Source organism: Fulvimonas yonginensis (assembly GCF_037137055.1).
GTDB lineage: Bacteria > Pseudomonadota > Gammaproteobacteria > Xanthomonadales > Rhodanobacteraceae > Frateuria_A > Frateuria_A yonginensis.
The window spans coordinates 24,660-39,449 of record NZ_JBBBNY010000012.1 but is presented as its reverse complement, the minus strand read 5'-3'; the positions used below and the strand labels follow the sequence as shown (position 1 = coordinate 39,449).

24 protein-coding genes are annotated in these 14,790 nt (G+C 71.4%); 8 read left to right on the top strand and 16 right to left on the bottom strand.

Going from position 1 to position 14,790, the window contains the following annotated elements:
- Nucleotides 1–30 precede the first annotated feature (30 nt).
- The gene (locus WAT24_RS13910) at nucleotides 31–576 is read right to left on the bottom strand and encodes a hypothetical protein (protein WP_336808501.1); all 546 of its coding nucleotides are present in this window, start codon (nucleotides 574–576) and stop codon (nucleotides 31–33) included.
- Nucleotides 577–772: 196 nt separating this feature from the next.
- Here WAT24_RS13910 and WAT24_RS13905 point away from each other — a divergent pair, with 196 nt between their 5' ends.
- Nucleotides 773–985 carry a hypothetical protein gene (locus WAT24_RS13905; RefSeq protein ID WP_336808500.1) on the top strand — a complete coding sequence of 71 codons (213 nt, stop codon included), beginning with the start codon at nucleotides 773–775 and terminating at the stop codon, nucleotides 983–985.
- A gap of 22 nt (nucleotides 986–1,007) precedes the next feature.
- On the opposite strand, the gene WAT24_RS13900 is transcribed toward WAT24_RS13905, so the two are convergent.
- Together WAT24_RS13900 and WAT24_RS13895 are read right to left on the bottom strand one after the other, a co-directional pair.
- Nucleotides 1,008–1,229, bottom strand: a complete 222-nt coding sequence (locus tag WAT24_RS13900; RefSeq protein WP_336808499.1) for a hypothetical protein — start codon at nucleotides 1,227–1,229, stop codon at nucleotides 1,008–1,010.
- A gap of 105 nt (nucleotides 1,230–1,334) precedes the next feature.
- Nucleotides 1,335–2,030, bottom strand: coding sequence for an aspartate/glutamate racemase family protein (locus WAT24_RS13895; protein WP_336808498.1), 696 nt, complete (start codon nucleotides 2,028–2,030; stop codon nucleotides 1,335–1,337).
- A 201-nt stretch (nucleotides 2,031–2,231) separates the two neighbouring features.
- Here WAT24_RS13895 and WAT24_RS13890 point away from each other — a divergent pair, with 201 nt between their 5' ends.
- The gene (locus WAT24_RS13890; RefSeq protein ID WP_336808497.1) at nucleotides 2,232–2,408 is read left to right on the top strand and encodes a small, acid-soluble spore protein, alpha/beta type; all 177 of its coding nucleotides are present in this window, start codon (nucleotides 2,232–2,234) and stop codon (nucleotides 2,406–2,408) included.
- 99 nt (nucleotides 2,409–2,507) lie between these two features.
- Here WAT24_RS13890 and WAT24_RS13885 read toward each other — a convergent pair whose 3' ends face one another.
- The 5 genes from WAT24_RS13885 to WAT24_RS13865 form a co-directional block, all read right to left on the bottom strand.
- Nucleotides 2,508–2,714 (bottom strand): hypothetical protein, encoded by a 207-nt coding sequence (locus tag WAT24_RS13885; protein ID WP_336808496.1) that lies wholly within the window; start codon nucleotides 2,712–2,714, stop codon nucleotides 2,508–2,510.
- Nucleotides 2,711–3,232, bottom strand: a complete 522-nt coding sequence (locus tag WAT24_RS13880; protein WP_336808495.1) for a hypothetical protein — start codon at nucleotides 3,230–3,232, stop codon at nucleotides 2,711–2,713. Before WAT24_RS13880 ends, WAT24_RS13885 begins: the two co-directional genes overlap by 4 nt.
- On the bottom strand, nucleotides 3,210–3,419 hold the full coding sequence (locus tag WAT24_RS13875) for a hypothetical protein (RefSeq protein WP_336808494.1): 210 nt from the start codon (nucleotides 3,417–3,419) through the stop codon (nucleotides 3,210–3,212). Before WAT24_RS13875 ends, WAT24_RS13880 begins: the two co-directional genes overlap by 23 nt.
- A 77-nt stretch (nucleotides 3,420–3,496) precedes the next feature.
- Nucleotides 3,497–3,763, bottom strand: a complete 267-nt coding sequence (locus WAT24_RS13870) for a hypothetical protein (RefSeq protein ID WP_336808493.1) — start codon at nucleotides 3,761–3,763, stop codon at nucleotides 3,497–3,499.
- A gap of 145 nt (nucleotides 3,764–3,908) precedes the next feature.
- On the bottom strand, nucleotides 3,909–4,376 hold the full coding sequence (locus tag WAT24_RS13865; RefSeq protein WP_336808491.1) for a DUF1203 domain-containing protein: 468 nt from the start codon (nucleotides 4,374–4,376) through the stop codon (nucleotides 3,909–3,911).
- 155 nt (nucleotides 4,377–4,531) lie between these two features.
- On the opposite strand from WAT24_RS13865, the gene WAT24_RS13860 reads away from it, so the two are divergent.
- Nucleotides 4,532–4,726 (top strand): hypothetical protein, encoded by a 195-nt coding sequence (locus WAT24_RS13860; protein WP_336808490.1) that lies wholly within the window; start codon nucleotides 4,532–4,534, stop codon nucleotides 4,724–4,726.
- Nucleotides 4,727–4,822: 96 nt separating this feature from the next.
- The gene (locus WAT24_RS13855; RefSeq protein WP_336808489.1) at nucleotides 4,823–5,671 is read left to right on the top strand and encodes an endonuclease/exonuclease/phosphatase family protein; all 849 of its coding nucleotides are present in this window, start codon (nucleotides 4,823–4,825) and stop codon (nucleotides 5,669–5,671) included.
- A 12-nt stretch (nucleotides 5,672–5,683) separates the two neighbouring features.
- Here WAT24_RS13855 and WAT24_RS13850 read toward each other — a convergent pair whose 3' ends face one another.
- Together WAT24_RS13850 and WAT24_RS13845 are read right to left on the bottom strand one after the other, a co-directional pair.
- Nucleotides 5,684–7,081 (bottom strand): phospholipase D-like domain-containing protein, encoded by a 1,398-nt coding sequence (locus WAT24_RS13850; protein ID WP_336808488.1) that lies wholly within the window; start codon nucleotides 7,079–7,081, stop codon nucleotides 5,684–5,686.
- 152 nt (nucleotides 7,082–7,233) lie between these two features.
- Nucleotides 7,234–8,121: a bifunctional helix-turn-helix transcriptional regulator/GNAT family N-acetyltransferase gene (locus tag WAT24_RS13845; RefSeq protein ID WP_336808487.1), complete on the bottom strand. Its 888-nt coding sequence runs from the start codon at nucleotides 8,119–8,121 to the stop codon at nucleotides 7,234–7,236.
- A gap of 151 nt (nucleotides 8,122–8,272) precedes the next feature.
- Here WAT24_RS13845 and WAT24_RS13840 point away from each other — a divergent pair, with 151 nt between their 5' ends.
- The 3 genes from WAT24_RS13840 to WAT24_RS13830 all read left to right on the top strand — a co-directional run bounded on the left by WAT24_RS13840 (nucleotide 8,273) and on the right by WAT24_RS13830 (nucleotide 9,664).
- Complete coding sequence (locus WAT24_RS13840; protein ID WP_336808486.1) at nucleotides 8,273–8,614, top strand: hypothetical protein; 342 nt, start codon at nucleotides 8,273–8,275, stop codon at nucleotides 8,612–8,614.
- A gap of 66 nt (nucleotides 8,615–8,680) precedes the next feature.
- Nucleotides 8,681–9,391 (top strand): M23 family metallopeptidase, encoded by a 711-nt coding sequence (locus WAT24_RS13835; protein ID WP_336808485.1) that lies wholly within the window; start codon nucleotides 8,681–8,683, stop codon nucleotides 9,389–9,391.
- 111 nt (nucleotides 9,392–9,502) lie between these two features.
- The gene (locus WAT24_RS13830) at nucleotides 9,503–9,664 is read left to right on the top strand and encodes a hypothetical protein (protein ID WP_336808484.1); all 162 of its coding nucleotides are present in this window, start codon (nucleotides 9,503–9,505) and stop codon (nucleotides 9,662–9,664) included.
- An 11-nt stretch (nucleotides 9,665–9,675) separates the two neighbouring features.
- On the opposite strand, the gene WAT24_RS13825 is transcribed toward WAT24_RS13830, so the two are convergent.
- The gene (locus WAT24_RS13825; RefSeq protein ID WP_336808483.1) at nucleotides 9,676–10,233 is read right to left on the bottom strand and encodes a GNAT family N-acetyltransferase; all 558 of its coding nucleotides are present in this window, start codon (nucleotides 10,231–10,233) and stop codon (nucleotides 9,676–9,678) included.
- Nucleotides 10,234–10,255: 22 nt separating this feature from the next.
- Nucleotides 10,256–10,720, bottom strand: a complete 465-nt coding sequence (locus WAT24_RS13820) for a hypothetical protein (protein WP_336808482.1) — start codon at nucleotides 10,718–10,720, stop codon at nucleotides 10,256–10,258.
- A gap of 268 nt (nucleotides 10,721–10,988) precedes the next feature.
- Between WAT24_RS13820 and WAT24_RS13815 the strand changes: the two genes are divergently transcribed.
- The gene (locus WAT24_RS13815; RefSeq protein WP_336808481.1) at nucleotides 10,989–11,579 is read left to right on the top strand and encodes an NADPH-dependent FMN reductase; all 591 of its coding nucleotides are present in this window, start codon (nucleotides 10,989–10,991) and stop codon (nucleotides 11,577–11,579) included.
- A 1-nt stretch (nucleotide 11,580) separates the two neighbouring features.
- Here WAT24_RS13815 and WAT24_RS13810 read toward each other — a convergent pair whose 3' ends face one another.
- The 4 genes from WAT24_RS13810 to WAT24_RS13795 all read right to left on the bottom strand — a co-directional run bounded on the left by WAT24_RS13810 (nucleotide 11,581) and on the right by WAT24_RS13795 (nucleotide 14,696).
- Complete coding sequence (locus WAT24_RS13810) at nucleotides 11,581–12,513, bottom strand: M14 family metallopeptidase (protein ID WP_336808480.1); 933 nt, start codon at nucleotides 12,511–12,513, stop codon at nucleotides 11,581–11,583.
- A 93-nt stretch (nucleotides 12,514–12,606) separates the two neighbouring features.
- Nucleotides 12,607–13,197: an OmpH/Skp family outer membrane protein gene (locus WAT24_RS13805; RefSeq protein WP_336808479.1), complete on the bottom strand. Its 591-nt coding sequence runs from the start codon at nucleotides 13,195–13,197 to the stop codon at nucleotides 12,607–12,609.
- An 83-nt stretch (nucleotides 13,198–13,280) separates the two neighbouring features.
- Nucleotides 13,281–13,922: a hypothetical protein gene (locus tag WAT24_RS13800; protein ID WP_336808478.1), complete on the bottom strand. Its 642-nt coding sequence runs from the start codon at nucleotides 13,920–13,922 to the stop codon at nucleotides 13,281–13,283.
- Between the two features lie 72 nt (nucleotides 13,923–13,994).
- Nucleotides 13,995–14,696, bottom strand: a complete 702-nt coding sequence (locus tag WAT24_RS13795) for a hypothetical protein (protein ID WP_336808477.1) — start codon at nucleotides 14,694–14,696, stop codon at nucleotides 13,995–13,997.
- Between the last annotated feature and the right edge of the window lie 94 nt (nucleotides 14,697–14,790).

Sequence of the window (14,790 nt, the reverse complement as noted above, 5' to 3'; positions counted from 1 at the left end):
TCACGCAGCCTCGTCGCGCGCGGCGGGGCGCTAGATCTGCGGGTCGCGTTGCGCGTCGTTGCCGCTCTGCCCGCCCTGGATAATGCCTTCGTCGGCGTCCTGCCCGGGGATGTGCGAAGGCGCCATCTTCGCCGGGCCGCCGGGCGAGCCGGCGGTGCCGCCGCGATTGGGCGAATCGGCGCCGGTGGTGCGTTCGGCCGGGTCGCGCGGGACGCCGTGTACACGCTGGTCCTGTTGCGCGCCCAGGTCGGCGGCGGGCCCGGGCGAGCGCATCGGCGGCGTGCTCTCGCTGCCGGTGGCCAGGTGCGCGCCGTCGTCGCCGGTGAAACCGTGATGCGCGCGGCCATCGGCAGGATCCTCGCCGCCGCCCTCGTCGAGCGACATCTTCGGCGGGTCGACCTTGCCCAGCGGTCCGCCGGGAAGCCCGGTGGCCGGATCGTACTGCTCGCGCGCCGCCTCGACCACGCGGTGGCCGATGCCGCCCTGGCTCTGCGTGTTGGCGCCGGCGGTCTTGCCTTCGGCGTCGGGGGCCATTGGCCCGCCCGCCGCGCCGCGCTCGTTGCGTTCGTCACCCATGGCGCCTTCCGCCTGCTGCTTTGTCATGGCGACAGTGTGGCGCCGGCGCCGTCAGGATCGCGTCGAAAACCACGCCAGCGGCCGCGTCGTCACGGCGCTGGCTCCGCCATTACGGACACCTAACACGCGTCGTTGCACAGTCAGCATTCAGGCGATGGAGTGCGCCACCCTTCCTTGCCCTTTCGAGGATGCTCCCATGACGACCCACGCCCAGCTTCCTCCGCATGCCTTCTGGCCCCTGGCCAAGTGCCGCGAGCAGGCCGTCCGGCTCGGACGCTACCTGGGCCTGATCCCGCAGCAGGCGCCGGCGCTTCCGCCCACGCGCCGTCAGCAGCTGCTCGCCGCTCAGGATCGCCGCCGGGCCGAGCAGCGTCGCGCCGCGGAACTGGCGCGCAGCCGTCGCCATTGAGCCGCCTGCCACCGGCACGCCTTCACTCCCCACAGACCCAGCGATACAGGTCGCGTGCGATCGCCGTGCGCGGCAGCCCCTCCGCGTAGCCGTAGCGCACTTGCTCGCCGCGCGCGACGATCTGGCGCGCGAAGGCATCGGCCAGCCGCCGGCTCGGCTGGCGACCGAGCAGGAACGCGCGGAAGCCGTCGTAGCGCAGCCGCTCGGTCTTTGCGTCGGGCTGGATGATCCATTCGCTGTTCATCACGTCATGCGGCTCGCACTCGACCGTACCGGGCGAACCCGGCGCGCGTGAAGCTGGCACCGCGAGGGTGAAGCTGCCGCGCGCGTGCCGTGGTCAGGCCGACGGTCAGACGTCCGCCAACGCCCACGCCACCGCCGCTTCGGCGTGCAGGCGCGTGGTGTCGAACAGCGGCACCGGCGCGTCGGCGGCATCGACCAGCAGGCCGATCTCCGTGCAGCCGAGCACGATTCCTTCCGCTCCCCGTTCGACCAGGCGCGCCATGACCGCACGGAAACACTCGCGCGAGCGCGGCAGCATGCGGCCCACGCAGAGCTCCTCGTAGATGATCCGGTGCACCTGCGCGCGGTCGCCCTCATCAGGCACGCGCACGTCCAGTCCATGCGCCCGGAGCCGTTGCCGGTAGAAGGCCTGCTCCATCGTGAAACGGGTGCCGAGCAGGCCGACCCGGCGCAGTCCGGCCGCGGCGATCGCCTGCGCCGTGGCGTCGGCCACGTGCAGCAGCGGAATACGCACGGCCGCCTCCACCGCCGGTGCCACCCGGTGCATGGTGTTGGCGCCGATCAGCAACACCTCGGCGCCGGCCGCTTCCAGCCCGCGCGCGGCTTCGGCCAGTCGCGCGCCGGCCGCCTCCCACTCGCCGTGACGCTGCATCGCCTCGATCTCGTGGAAGTCCACGCTGTGCAGCAGCAGCTTCGCCGAATGCAGGCCGCCCAGGCGCGCGCGCACCGACTCGTTGATCAGGCGGTAGTACGGCACGGTCGATTCCCAGCTCATGCCGCCGATCAGGCCGATGGTCTTCATGTCGCTCCCGCGAGCCGTCGAAGCGGGAAAGGATAGGCCAGGACCGGCATGAAAAATCTCCTCGCGGCAGACGGTTTTTCAGCCTGCGCGGCCGGCACATGGCGCAACCGCGCGGCGTCGGTCTTGGCGCCAAGCTTGCATTGTCTTGCGATGCCCGGCTGGGCCGGGTTTTTTTGCATGCATCAACCCCACGGAGGCTCCATGAAGAACCAAGACAACGAGCGCAGCAACCAGCAGCAGACTGGCGGTCGTTCCTCGCACGAGGACAACGGCGACATGACCGTGCGCGAGGCCGGGCACAAGGGCGGCCAGCGCGTGCGCGAGCTCATCGAGGAGGGCAAGGAGTCCGAAGGCGACCGCGGCGGCAACGAGCGCTGAGGCCAGAACCGGCACCGAGGAAAGCCTGGCTTGGCGGCCAGGCTTTTCCGTCTCCGTCTCCGCACCTGCACCGGGTATGGGCGATCGGCACCATCCCGCTCACTGGTCGCTCGAACGCACCCGCGCCAACCCGGCCGGGGTCAGTTCCAGCGAGGGCGCCCCCTCGCACAACCGCTCGGGCCGACGGACCAGTCCGGCCCGCATCAACCGCGCGACGGCCGCTTCTGGCAAGGCGCCACCGCGGCCCTCGGCGACACGCGCCAGGTGGTGCAGGTCCTCAAGGTCGAGCTCGCGTTCGTCCATCATGCCCCGCCTCCGCGGCAACCACGGCAGTGTGCGCCACCGCGCGCGCGCACAGCCCAGGGCCACCAGCCCCGCCCCTCCCCGGCATGGCGATCGGCCGCCCGCTCCAGCGGGTTGCGCCCGCTCACGCCGCCACACAGCAGGTACACCGGCAGGAACAACGGGCCCAGCACCATGGCCTGGTACACGTGTGCCCGCTCGTGGTCGGCCAGACGGATCAACGGCTCGTCCGCGCGACCGGCCCGATGCGCATAGGTGCAGCAGGCCACCTCCAGGCTGTCGCCGGTGTGCAGGATGACGTTGCCCAGGGTGAGCGCACCACGCCACGGCGAGGGCATGCGCGCGAAGACCAGTGCGCGCTCGCGCCGGCCCAGGTACGCCCGCGCGCCCAGCAGCAGCCCGACGCAGCCCGCGAGCAGGCCGGGCAGGGTGGTGGGCGAGGCCCACGCGATACCGACGGCCAGCAGCAGGCGCCGGCCGAGGCCCGCGGCCGCGGCGCTAGCAGGAGCCCACCAGCTCATGGGCGAACGCGTTGGCGGCAGCCAACGCCTGTGCCTCGTCGGGGAAATGCTCACCCGGCACCACGCGCATCGTGCCGTCGGGCAGACGCACGGTGACGCTCAGCAGGCCATCGGGCTGTTCGTTGAGGATGGCCACGAACTGCTTGCCGCTCTCTTCGAACACGCGCTCATGGTGGGTGTGCTGCATGGCAGGACTCCTCGGATGGAATGCGCCGATCTTGCGGGTCGTGCCGTGCAATCCGCGTGGCCGGTAACCGCCGCCGTTCAGGCGGAGGGCACGCCCGGCGGGAACGGGACCGCGGTCAGCTCCGGCTTGCCCTGGACCTCCTTGGCCGCCTGGATGCCGGCCTGGTAGGCCGCCTCGGCGGCGTCGAACAGGTCGGGGAACGCAGCATCGCGGACCACGTCGGTACGGATCACCGGCAGGCCCGGCTGCGCCTGCAGCAGGGCGAACTGGCCCAGAAAGCCCTCGCGATCGGCAGGCGCCACCCACGACCCCACCACCACGATGTCTCCGACGAGGTACGCCATGGGCAAGCCCTCCTCCACTTCGGATGGCTCCATGGTGGTCTGCCCCACCATCACGCCGAGATGAAAAAGGCGGGGCACGCACGCGCAAAATGTGACGGTGCGCACAGGGCCGCGATGGGCCATGCCGGACCCCGGGGAGGACAGCTCACTCCCGCCCGATGTGGCAGGCGAAACACCCGCGCAGCGCGTAGTGCGCCTGCAGGTAGGCCACCTCCTCCTGCCCGAGCAGCCGTTCGATCGCCGGCTCCAGCGCGCTGCCGTCGACCAGCGCGGCGTCGACCATCATGTGCATGGCGTCGAACGCCCGCAGCGAGATCGGCCGGATCCGCAGCACCGCGGGGATCTCGTCCACGGCCTCGTAAGGCACGGTGGCGCCCTCGCGCACGAAGATCGCGTGGCTGGCGCGGTACGGCGTGTCCGCGCTCTGGTGCACGTGGTTGACCAGCAGCGCCGTCTCGCCCGGCCGCAGGTCGCGCATCTCCACCCGGTCCGGAAAGCCGGGCGCGTGGTCGACGACGTAGCGCCGTGCGCCGGCGGCCAGCAGCGCCGGCTCGTCGAGGTCGAACAGGTGGCGGAACGGTTCGGGCGAGAGCCCGCGGATACGAAAGTGCATGGACGTCCCGAGGGAAGCGGCGATGCGGGCAGGCTAGGCACCTGCCGCACGACGCACCATCCGGTTCCTGCGGGCGGCCGTGTCGACAGGCCGCTCACGCGCGCTTCCCGGGCGTCGCACCAGACTGCACGCACATCATCCGGCAGGAGAAACGCATGAACCCGTCCCGCCCCGACTCCCGCACCCCCGGGCCGCCACAGCGTTCGACCGCGCCCGGCACCGACCCGGGCGAGGAGATCCCGCGCAAGCCAGCCGACACCACCGCCGGCGGCGACGCACGCAACGATACCGGCGAGGACAACCAGCGGCAGAAGGGCGAACGGCCGGCGGGCGATTACATCCGCCGCTAGCGTCCCTGGCTGCGGTCCGCAGCAGGAGACCGGCCGCCTGCATGCCCGCGCTTCGCCCTGTAGGCTCTCCCGTGCCAACGACTCGGGAGAACGCCCATGCACCGGATCCGCCTGCGCACCCTCGCACTCGTCGCGATGCTCGGCCTGGCCGGCCCGCTGGCCGCGCAGACCTTGCGCATGATGAGCTTCAACGTGCGCCTGCCGGTGGCCAGCGACGGCCCGAACCGCTGGGAGCAGCGCCGCGACCTGCTGGTGCGCACGGTCCGCGAACGGCATCCGGACGTGCTGGGCACGCAGGAGCTGTACAAGCTGCAGGGCGACTACATCGTCGGCACGCTGCCGGACTACGCCTGGTTCGGCGAGGGCCGCTACGGCGGCGACCGCGACGAGCACATGGGCGTGTTCTACCGGCGTGACCGCCTGCGCCTGCTCGACTCGGGCAACTTCTGGCTGTCGGACACGCCGGACGTGCCGGGCAGCATCAGCTGGGGCCACCCGCTGCCGCGCATGGTGACCTGGGCGCGCTTCGAGGATCGGCGCAACGGGCGCACGTTCTACTACTACAACACCCATTTCCCCTACCGCGACCAGGACACCGACGCGCGCAACCGCGCCGCGCAGGAGATCGCCGCGCGCGTGGCCGGGCTGCCGCCGCACGCGCCGGTGGTGCTCACCGGCGACTTCAACACCGAACCGTCCAGCCAGGCGCACGCCCTGCTCGGCGGCGTACTGCGCGACGCCCGCCAGGCGGTCGCGCATCCGGATGGGCCGGAAGCGACCTTCCACGATTTCACCGGCACGCCGGACCGGCGCATCGACTGGATCCTGGTACGCGGTTTCCGTCCGCTGGACTACGCGACGGTGACCACCCACGAGGGCGGGCGCTATCCCTCCGACCACTTCCCGGTGGTCACCGACCTCGAGTGGGACACGCCGGCGAAATAGGCAGCCGCTCGCTCAGAGTTGCGAGGCGAAGCTCGCGTAGAAGCGGTCGGTCAGCTGCTGCGTCCAGGGCCGCGCACGCAACTGCTGCAGGCTCACCGGGACCGACACGGCCAGGTCGCGGTCGAACACCCCGGTCATGTGCCGTGCGAACCCGCCGTCGTAGACGAGGATGTTGGCCTCGTCGTTCAGGTGGAACGAGCGGTAGTCGAAGTTGGCCGAACCGGCGATGGTGAGGTAATCGTCCACCACCATCAGCTTGCTGTGGAACAGCGAAGGACCGTAGCGGTAGATCTTCGCCCCGGCGGCGATGAACTCGCCCCAGTAGGTGCGCGAGGCGTAGCCCACCGCATGACCGTCCACGTGGTCGCCTTCGACGAGGATGCGCACCTGCACGCCGCGCCTGAGCGCCGCCAGCAGGGCGCGGCGGGCCGGCTCGTCCGGCACGAAATAGGACGCCTCCAGGTCGATCGACCGCCGCGCCCCGGCGATGGCGAGCAGGAACATGCGCTGCGAGTTGTAGTCGCCCACGCGGTCGGCGCTGGCCACCACCTGTACCGGCAGGCCCCCCGGTGCGCTGGCGGGCACCGCGCGTTCGACCGGTGGCAGCGGCTGACCGCCGACGGCGAGCCAGTGCTCCTCGAACACCGCGCGCATGCGCGCCATCGCCGGACCCCGGATGCGGAACATCATGTCGCGCTTCTGCGAACCGGTGCGGGCGTTGCCCAGCCAGGCATCGTCGATGCCCATGCCGCCGGTGTAGGCGACGCGGTCGTCCACCACCATCAGCTTGCGGTGCGTGCGCTTGTTGAGGCTGTCCAGGTTGGCCAGCGTCGGCGGCCGGAAGAAGTGGAAGTCCACGCCGGCGGCACGCAGCCGCTCGGCATCGGCCACGTTGCCGCGCGCCCCCATGTAGTCGACCAGCACGCGCACCTTCACGCCGGCGTGCGCGCGCTCGGAGAGCGCCGCCACGAAGGTCTGCGCGATGCGTCCGGGACGCAGGATGTAGCTCTCCAGCTCGATGCTGTGCTGCGCCGAGCGGATGTCCGCCAGCATCGCCGGGAAGTACGCGTCGCCGTTCTGCAGGTCGGTCACCGCGTCGCCCTGCGTCACCGGACTGCCCAGCAACGCCTCGGCCTCGCGCCGGAACTGCACGCTGGCCACCGGCGCCACGTGGCTGGGAGGCTGCGTCAGTCCCCGCCCGGCCGGCGTCACGTTGCCCACGGTCAGCCCGGCCAGGCCCACCGATACCAGGCCCGCCAGGCCCAGGCCGGCCCTGCGCAGCCAGGTGCGCACGCGGCGGCGGCCGCGCGGGCCGGGAGCCGCCGGCTCGTCGGTGGCGACCGACGGGACCGGCGCGTGCGGGTGCTGCGACCGGGCGTCCTTCGCCAGATCCAGAGGGGACAAAACCATGGGAATACAACGCGGTGCAGGGACAGGCGCATCGTGGGACCGTTGCCGCGGCGGAGCAAGCAAGCTCACCCATGGAGCGGTCATCAAGCTGAAGGCCGCTTCAGCTCGATACCGCACGGGCGGCTGCAGACCCGGCAGGGACAGGCCTGCCTTCATTTCGCGCGCGCGATCCGCTTCTCGAACCAGTGATCGGCGTACGGGTTGTCGTTGTAGCGCGGGATCTCCCGGTAGCCGTTGCGCAGGTACAGCGCGCGGGCTTCGCCGAGCGCGCGGTGGGTATCCAGCCGCAGGGTGCGGATCCCCGTGGCAGCGGCATGCGCCTCCAGTGCCTCGAGCAGGCGCTGGGCGACACCCAGCCCGCGCGCTGAGGGCGCCACCCACATGTGCTTGATCTCGCCGACACCGCGTCCGTGGCTGCGCAGCGCGCCGCAACCGATCGCCTGCCCGTCCAGCCGGGCCACGAGGAACAGCCCGCCGGGCGGGAGGTAAGCCTCGGGCTCCGGCGCCCGGCCCGGATCGAAGCCCTGCTCGAAGCGCTGCGCGAGCTCGTCGAAATAGGCGCGCATGCAGGCGCGCGCGTCCGCATCGCACGGATCCGCCGGCACGATCGTCACCGCGGCCGCGCGCATCAGCCGCTCCACCTCCGCCATCGCGGCCAGCAGGCGTTCGCGTTGGGGTGCGCCGAGCGGCGCCAGCAGCGAGGCGGCGAACTCCCGCGAGTGGCGGTCGAGCGTGTCCCATTCGCGGCGCCCCTTGCGGGTCAGCACCGCCCGGCGCACGCGGCCGTCCCCGTCGGCGCGCCGCGACGCGACCAAACCTTGCGCCTCCAGCGAACGCAGCATGCGGCTCAGGTAGCCCGAGTCGAGGCCTAGGCGGGTGCGCAGGTCGCGCACGTCGGCGCCGCCGGGGCCGATCTCGAACAGGATCCGCGCCTCGCCCAGCGGACGGCCACGGCCGAGGTAGTCGTCGCTCAACACGCCGATCCGGCGCGTCAGCGCGCGATTGAAGTCGCGGACCTGGCTGATCTGGCTCGTCTTCATTAGCTGACCTTAGTCAGGTATTTGTCGCCGGTCAACGGGGGTGCGGCAGCCCGAGCGCCGCTCGCCCCGTCGCACGCGCCTTTCGCCCCCGCATGCTGGCTGCCCGCCGTGCGCTCGGCTAGGGTGCCGATCGACGAACCGGAGACGACGGATGCGTTTGCCCCTGGCCGTGCTCGGCCTGCTGATCCTGCTCGCGCCCGGTCCGCGCCTGCAGGCCGACCCCGCCGCGTCGCGGCCGACGGTCGAACTGGCGCTCCACGACGTCCCGCACGCCGTGCGGACGGACAGCGGCATCCGCTTCATCTACGAGCTGCACCTGACCGATCGCAGCGGCACGACCCTGCGTCTGCAGCGACTGGACGTGGTCGACGACAGCGACGGGCGCGTGCTGGCCTCGTTCGCCGGCGAGGCACTGGCGCGCCGCTTCGCCGCGACCGATGGCGCGCAGGGAACACAGGGGCCGACGCGGAAGAGCGTGATCTACCTCGAGTGAATGGCGCACGGACGCCGACCGCGTGCACTCGTCCACCTGCTCGCCTACGCCACGCCGCGGGATGCGATGGCGCGCATCCAAGGTGGCCGTACCGTGGTGTCGTACGCCGCCGGCGCACCGCTGGGCCCGCCACTGCGGGGCGGCCCGTGGATCGCGATCCACCATGCCGACTGGCCCAAGGGACACCGGCGGGTGTTCGACACGGTCGAAGGCAGGGCGCGCATCCCCGGGCGCTTCGCGATCGACTGGGTGCGCGCCGATGACGCCGGCCGCCTCGCGCACGGCGACCCCGACGTGCCGTCGCACGCGCTGGGCTACGGCGCACCGATGCTGGCCGTGGCCGACGCGACGGTAGCCGCGGTACGCGACGGCATGCCCGAGGCCGCGCGCGTTTCCGCCAACCCCCCTCACGCGCTGCAGGACGAGGCCGGCAACTACGTGGCCCTGCGCCTGGCCGACGGTCGCTATGCGTTCTACGAACACCTGCGGCCGGGCAGCGTGACGGTGCGGCCCGGCCAGCGCGTGCGCCGCGGCGCGGTGCTCGGCGCGCTCGGCTTCAGCGGCGCCTCGACCGGGCCACACCTGCATTTCCACGTGGCCGACGGCCCCTCCCCGATCGGTGCGGAAGGGCGTCCGTTCGTGCTGGACGCGTTCGAGCTGCTCGGTCGCTGCGCCGATCCGGCCGCGCTCGGCAAAGGCAAGTGGCCCGCTGGCGAGGCGACGCGCCGTGCCGGCGAGTGGCCGGCGGAAAATGCGGTGGTGCGTTTCCCGGAATGAACGCCGGGACAGGCACCCCGTCGCTTTACGCGACCTTGGGCGGCCGGCGACCTCGCGTTAACCGGGCAACCGCTAGCGTGTTCCCATCCCAAGCCCCTCGGGAGCCATGCCATGTCCAAGGGCGACAAGTCGTCGTACACCGACAAGCAGAAGCGCCAGGCGCACCACATCGAACAGAGCGAGAAGAAGGAAGGCAAGTCGCAGGAGGCGGCCGAACGCATCGCCTGGGCGACGGTGAACAAGCAGGACGGCGGCGGCAAGAAGAAGTCCTAGCGAGCAATCGCTCAGGCGCCGGCGGCACCGGTCGGCGCAAGTTGCGCCTGCGCGGCCTCGCCCAGGTGCACGGCGAACAGGCGAACCTCGCGCTCCGTACCGGGGACCGCTACCGTGCCATTCGCTTCGAAGCCGAGCTTGCCGAGCAGCCGGATCGACGGCGCGTTGTCTTCGTTGACGATGGCCAGCACCCGCCGGACGCCGAGGACGTGCCGCGCATGCCCGAGCACCGCCGCGGCCGCCTCGTAGGCGTAGCCCGAACCGCCGTATTCGGGCAGGAAGGCATAGCCGATGTCGATGTCCGGCAGGTAATCGCGCCGGATCAGGCCGCACATGCCGATGGGCGTGCCGGCACCGCCCAGTTCGACGCACCACAGGCCGAAGCCGTGGCGCGCGTAGCTGGCCATCGGGCCGTCGCGCAGGTAGCCGCGCGCGCCGTCCAGGTCGCGCACGCCCTTGTCGGCGATGTGCCGTACGAAGCTGGGCTCGTTGAGCTGGCGCAGGATGAACGCCGCGTCGTCGAGGGTGAACGGCCGGATCACCAGCCGTCCGGTCCGGATCGAGGTCATCGGGGCTCCCGCACCGGTAGGCTCATGGACGGTCGCCTTGCGGGGCCGACTCACTGAGCCGCAGCTTCTCCCGCTGGTAATCGATCAGCAGCTGGTCCGCCTTCTGGTAATCCTTGGCCGCCAGGGCCGCCCGCATCATGTCGGCCACCTCCTGGTCGCTCTTGCCGTGCAGCGGCTGACGGTAGCCATTGGAGCGGTCGGGATCGTAGGCGTTGGCAACCACCTGCGCTCCCTGCGGCGACATGCCCATGCTCTGCCAGGCTTCGGCAAGCCTGGCGCGGAGCCTGGTCAGGTTCTTCATCGAGTTCAGCCACGCCTGGTGGTCGCCGCGCTCGAGGTCGCTCTGCATGTTGCGCGCCTCGCGCTGGTGCAGCTCCTGGATGTTGCGCATGGACTGCTGCGTCGTGTCCCGTTGCGGTTGCTGCTGGGCGAGCGCAACCGGCACGACCGAGACCAGTGCCATCACCCATAGCGAAGACCTGTTCATCCCCGTACCCTCCTGATAGAGCGTCTGGCCAGCCAGCCGCGTGGACGTCCATCTCACCCCCGCCGTCTATCCTATACCCGCGCGTTCGCGTAAACCCACCGCCGCAGCGCCCCCAGCCGCCCGCCGCAGGCCACGCACACGCACGGCGATGTCGCGCCTGTGCGACAACCCGTTCCATGGTGCGTCTCCGCCTACCTGAGAGGGCTTCACCCGCGACAGCCGGCCGCCGTGCCACGCTCGCCCTCCCTGCGGCCACCGCCCTCAGCCGATGCCTCATCGCCTCCTCGTCTTCTACGGTTCCTACCGGTCCGACCGGGCGGGCATCCGCCTGGCGCGCTATGTCACGCAGCGCTTGCAGGCCAGGGGAGCCGATGCGCAACTGGTCGATGCCAGGGAGGTCGGCCTGCCGATGCTGGACCGCATGTACAAGGAATACCCGCCGGGCGAAGCGCCCGAGGCCATGGCCACGCTGGCCGGGCGGATCCGCGCGGCCGACGGCTTCGTGTTCGTGGCCGGCGAGTACAACTGGGGTATGCAGCCGGGCCTGAAGAACCTCACCGATCATTTCCTGGAGGAGTGGTTCTGGCGTCCCGCCGGCATCGTCAGCTATTCGGGCGGACGCCTGGGCGGTGCACGTTCCAACCTGCTCTGGCACGGCACGCTGTCGGAGATGGGCATGGTGGTGGTTTCCAGCACGGTCACGGTCGGCCCGATCGCGCAGACGCTGGATGCGGACGCGGAACCGCTGGGCGAGGCGGGCAAGGCGCTGGAGCGTGCCTTTGCCCGCTTCGCCGACGACCTGGCCTGGTGGACGGAGGCCGCGCGCGCGCAGCGGCAGCGCACACCGCCGCCGTACTGAATCAGGCCGGCACGGGCTCGTGCGCGAGCGCGTAGTCGATTGCCGCGCACACGGCCGCGACCTGCGCGGCGTTGCACTGCTCGGGCGTGGCCCGCGGGCTGTCCGGATAGACCTCGGTGGTGGTCCTGTACGGCGCGGCGGTGATGCCTGCGCACAGCCCCAGCTTCCGCAGCGGGTAGTGGATCACCCCGGGCGCGACCACGGGCGAGCCGATGATCTGGCCGTTGGCGTCGGCCGGCGCGATGTGCGTGACCTTGGACACCGCCGCGATGATCGCCTGCTGGAACGCCGGCTGCGCGTTCTCGCTGTCGTCGACCAGGTAGAAGCCGTCGGGGATCTCGCCGGGTTCGAACGGCACGCCGTCGCGCGCCGCGAGCGCCGGGCGGAACTCCGACTCGTCGGAGTCGGTGGTCTCGTGCAGGTCGATGTGCACCCGCACGCGCTCGCGCAGGGGCGCCACCAGGCGCATGAGCGCCGCCGATTCCTCGGCCGGGCTGTTCTCGCGGAAGGAGCGGTTCGGGTCGACCGCGTGCATGTTCCAGCGGTGGATGCGCTCGTACGCCCACGGGCTGATGCAGGGCGCGACCAGCAGGTTGGCCCGCCCGGCATAGTCCTGCGCATGCCGCTCGAGGAACTGCAACGCCCCGTGCACGCCGCTGGTCTCGTAGCCGTGCACGCCGCCGGTCACCAGCACGCAAGGCAGGTCGTCGCGCCACTCGCGGCTGCGGATCGCCAGCAGCGGGTAGCTGTCCGGGCGGTAGTCGAGCCGGCCGTACTGCAGCACGTCGAACCGCGGGCGCAGGGCTTCCACGCGGCTCGCGACGTCCGCCTCGTAGCTGCGCTTGCGCGTCTGCCGGGCCAGCCAGGTGGACACTTCCGCGGGGCCCCACGGCATGCCAGGGCGGCCGATCGGGTAGGAGGCGCGTTTCGTCATCGGTGCTCGAGGGTCGTCCAGGGTCCTTCACTCTAGCACCGGGGCCGCCGGCGCCGGCCTGGGCAGCGCCGCAGGCCGGCGGGCGTGCGTGGCTTACTTGCCCTGCGCGGCGGGCAGCGGTTCCAGGTTGAAGCTCAGCGTGGTGATCTTGCGGTCCAGGCCCTGCACCACTTCGCCGGTCAGGTCGTTGGCCATGTTGCCGCCAAGTACCGAATCACGGTCCAGCAACAGCCCGCACTGGTGGCTCTTGTAGACGCTGGCGACGATCGGCTCGGCTTCCTGGCCGATGCGCTGCATGGCCTTGGCGCGGGTCAGCTGGATCCGCTGGTTCAGTTCGCCGGCCTGGGTCTGGTACGCCTGCATGCGCTGCTGCAGGGCCTCACCCTGCTGCTTGCGCTGCGCCTCGCTCAGCGAGGGCGCCTTCTGCTGGAAGTTCTGCAGATCCGTATCCAGCGGCTTGCGCTGGTCGTCCAGCTGCGTACGTGCCTGCTGCGCGAGCTGGCCCAGGCGCTCGCTGGCGGCCTGGCCGACCTTGGCCTGCGCGAAGACCGCCTCGCGCGAGAGCATGCACACCCCCGGCACGGGATTGCCGCCCAGGGTATCGGCCGCGTGCGCGGACGGCACGGAAACCACGGCGGCGGTGGCGATCAGGGAGGCGGCAAGCAGCGAGCGGTGCAAAGTCATGTCGGGCAGCGTCCGTTGTGGAGAAACATGGTGCGTGGACCGCGCAACGGCGCGGGGGTTCCCCGTCGTCGGCGCGCGGACCGCTACCGTACCGCATCCTCCAGCGAACTCCAGCTCGCCGGATCGAAATCGAGCGCGGCGGGTGCGTCGCCTTTCACCAGCGGCAGGTTACGGCACGCCGGTCCCATCGACGCGGGCCAGTACGACGTGTGCATGGTCGCCGTGTCGAGGAACACCACGCCCAGCCACTGCCGCGTCGCGTCGAGCCGGATGCGGAACATGCGCACCGGCGCCCCCGCGACGCTCGCCGTCGAAAGCCACCCATGCTGCCGGAAGAACGCCGCCCGCCGGGCGGCCAGTACGCCCGCCGGCGCCTCCTGCGCTCCGCCCTGGTCCCGCAGCTGCCAGGCGAACGGCTGCTGCAGGCGCCACGCACCGCCGGCATGCAGGTAGGAGACCGTGCCCAGCGCCGCCGACGCATGCAGGATGTCCACGCGCCCCGGGCCACCCACGCAGAGGCTCGGATAGCCCCGTGCCGGTCCGTGCACGGCCACATACACGTCCTTGCCGGAACGCAGCAGGCGCAACTCCCCGCCACCGGCCAGCGCCACGCGGCGGGCACCCCGCCAGTCCGCCTCGCGGTAGGGGGCGGCGACATCGGGCGGCGCCGCCACCGGCGTCGTGCCTGCGGCCGCCGTCGCGGCAAGCATCAGGTAGGGACCCATGGAAACCTCCTTGCCGTCGGACATGCATGAACACGGTAGAAGACGCACCCGCGCACGGCAGCGGTGCGCATCTCAGGACACCGGCCGCCGCTCCGGCCGCATGCCCTCGCCACGCAGCAGCAACCAGGCCGCCACGGGAACGAAGGTCAGGAACACCAGCGGCAGGTAGGCGGCGGTGTACGCATCATCGAAGCGGGTGCCCAGCAGGTAGGTGTCGCCCATGCGCAGCAGCAGGCGCAGGGCGTTGAGGCCGAAGGCCGCGCGCGCCAGCCAGTCGATGCGCCGCTCGCCCAGGCCGAGGCAGACCAGCACGCTCGCGATCGTCCAGCCCAGGCCGAGCGGGAAATACAGCGCGTGCTGCACGGCTTCGAAGGCGGCCTTCGCCGCCAGCACGCCCGAGCGCTCCAGCGCCGATGTCGCCGCTTCGTACTGCGCCGGCAGGTGCAGGAACACGTAGAACAGCTCGACCGAGCGCAGCTGGATTTCGAGCACGCAGAACACGAGGAAGCCGAGAAGCGCGGCCACCCCGCACGCGGGCGCCCGACGCGCGACCAGGCCGCAAGTGACCAGGAACAGGTAGATCAGCGCGGGAAAGGCCAGCAGCATGGCCACGGCCCGCGTCAGGTTGATCGGCAGCGGCCCTTGCAGCAGTTGTGCCTCGGGCGCGGACGCCGGTGGCAGCTGCGCGAAGGCGTACCACTGGAAGGTCTGGATGGCGACGTAGGCCAGCGCGACGGCCGCCGCGGCGATACGGTGCTTCCTGGAGTCGAACACGGGCGCCCTCCCCACTGGGACGCGCCAGTATTCCGTTGCGTCCGCCACGCGTGACCTGCCATTGGTCACGCCCGGCAGCGGCGCGCGCGCCGGG

Coding starts and splice junctions, on each gene's coding strand:
- WAT24_RS13810 (WP_336808480.1), bottom strand. CDS start 12,513: ATGACGAAACGCGCCTCCTACCCGATCGGCCGCCCTGGCATGCCGTGG.
- WAT24_RS13900 (WP_336808499.1), bottom strand. CDS start 1,229: ATGAACAGCGAATGGATCATCCAGCCCGACGCAAAGACCGAGCGGCTG.
- WAT24_RS13805 (WP_336808479.1), bottom strand. CDS start 13,197: ATGACTTTGCACCGCTCGCTGCTTGCCGCCTCCCTGATCGCCACCGCC.
- WAT24_RS13800 (WP_336808478.1), bottom strand. CDS start 13,922: ATGGGTCCCTACCTGATGCTTGCCGCGACGGCGGCCGCAGGCACGACG.
- WAT24_RS13850 (WP_336808488.1), bottom strand. CDS start 7,081: ATGGTTTTGTCCCCTCTGGATCTGGCGAAGGACGCCCGGTCGCAGCAC.
- WAT24_RS13905 (WP_336808500.1), top strand. CDS start 773: ATGACGACCCACGCCCAGCTTCCTCCGCATGCCTTCTGGCCCCTGGCC.
- WAT24_RS13895 (WP_336808498.1), bottom strand. CDS start 2,030: ATGAAGACCATCGGCCTGATCGGCGGCATGAGCTGGGAATCGACCGTG.
- WAT24_RS13885 (WP_336808496.1), bottom strand. CDS start 2,714: ATGATGGACGAACGCGAGCTCGACCTTGAGGACCTGCACCACCTGGCG.
- WAT24_RS13860 (WP_336808490.1), top strand. CDS start 4,532: ATGAACCCGTCCCGCCCCGACTCCCGCACCCCCGGGCCGCCACAGCGT.
- WAT24_RS13870 (WP_336808493.1), bottom strand. CDS start 3,763: ATGGCGTACCTCGTCGGAGACATCGTGGTGGTGGGGTCGTGGGTGGCG.
- WAT24_RS13875 (WP_336808494.1), bottom strand. CDS start 3,419: ATGCAGCACACCCACCATGAGCGCGTGTTCGAAGAGAGCGGCAAGCAG.
- WAT24_RS13845 (WP_336808487.1), bottom strand. CDS start 8,121: ATGAAGACGAGCCAGATCAGCCAGGTCCGCGACTTCAATCGCGCGCTG.
- WAT24_RS13825 (WP_336808483.1), bottom strand. CDS start 10,233: ATGACCTCGATCCGGACCGGACGGCTGGTGATCCGGCCGTTCACCCTC.
- WAT24_RS13910 (WP_336808501.1), bottom strand. CDS start 576: ATGGGTGACGAACGCAACGAGCGCGGCGCGGCGGGCGGGCCAATGGCC.
- WAT24_RS13880 (WP_336808495.1), bottom strand. CDS start 3,232: ATGAGCTGGTGGGCTCCTGCTAGCGCCGCGGCCGCGGGCCTCGGCCGG.
- WAT24_RS13865 (WP_336808491.1), bottom strand. CDS start 4,376: ATGCACTTTCGTATCCGCGGGCTCTCGCCCGAACCGTTCCGCCACCTG.
- WAT24_RS13890 (WP_336808497.1), top strand. CDS start 2,232: ATGAAGAACCAAGACAACGAGCGCAGCAACCAGCAGCAGACTGGCGGT.
- WAT24_RS13830 (WP_336808484.1), top strand. CDS start 9,503: ATGTCCAAGGGCGACAAGTCGTCGTACACCGACAAGCAGAAGCGCCAG.
- WAT24_RS13815 (WP_336808481.1), top strand. CDS start 10,989: ATGCCTCATCGCCTCCTCGTCTTCTACGGTTCCTACCGGTCCGACCGG.
- WAT24_RS13840 (WP_336808486.1), top strand. CDS start 8,273: ATGCGTTTGCCCCTGGCCGTGCTCGGCCTGCTGATCCTGCTCGCGCCC.
- WAT24_RS13835 (WP_336808485.1), top strand. CDS start 8,681: ATGGCGCGCATCCAAGGTGGCCGTACCGTGGTGTCGTACGCCGCCGGC.
- WAT24_RS13855 (WP_336808489.1), top strand. CDS start 4,823: ATGCACCGGATCCGCCTGCGCACCCTCGCACTCGTCGCGATGCTCGGC.
- WAT24_RS13820 (WP_336808482.1), bottom strand. CDS start 10,720: ATGAACAGGTCTTCGCTATGGGTGATGGCACTGGTCTCGGTCGTGCCG.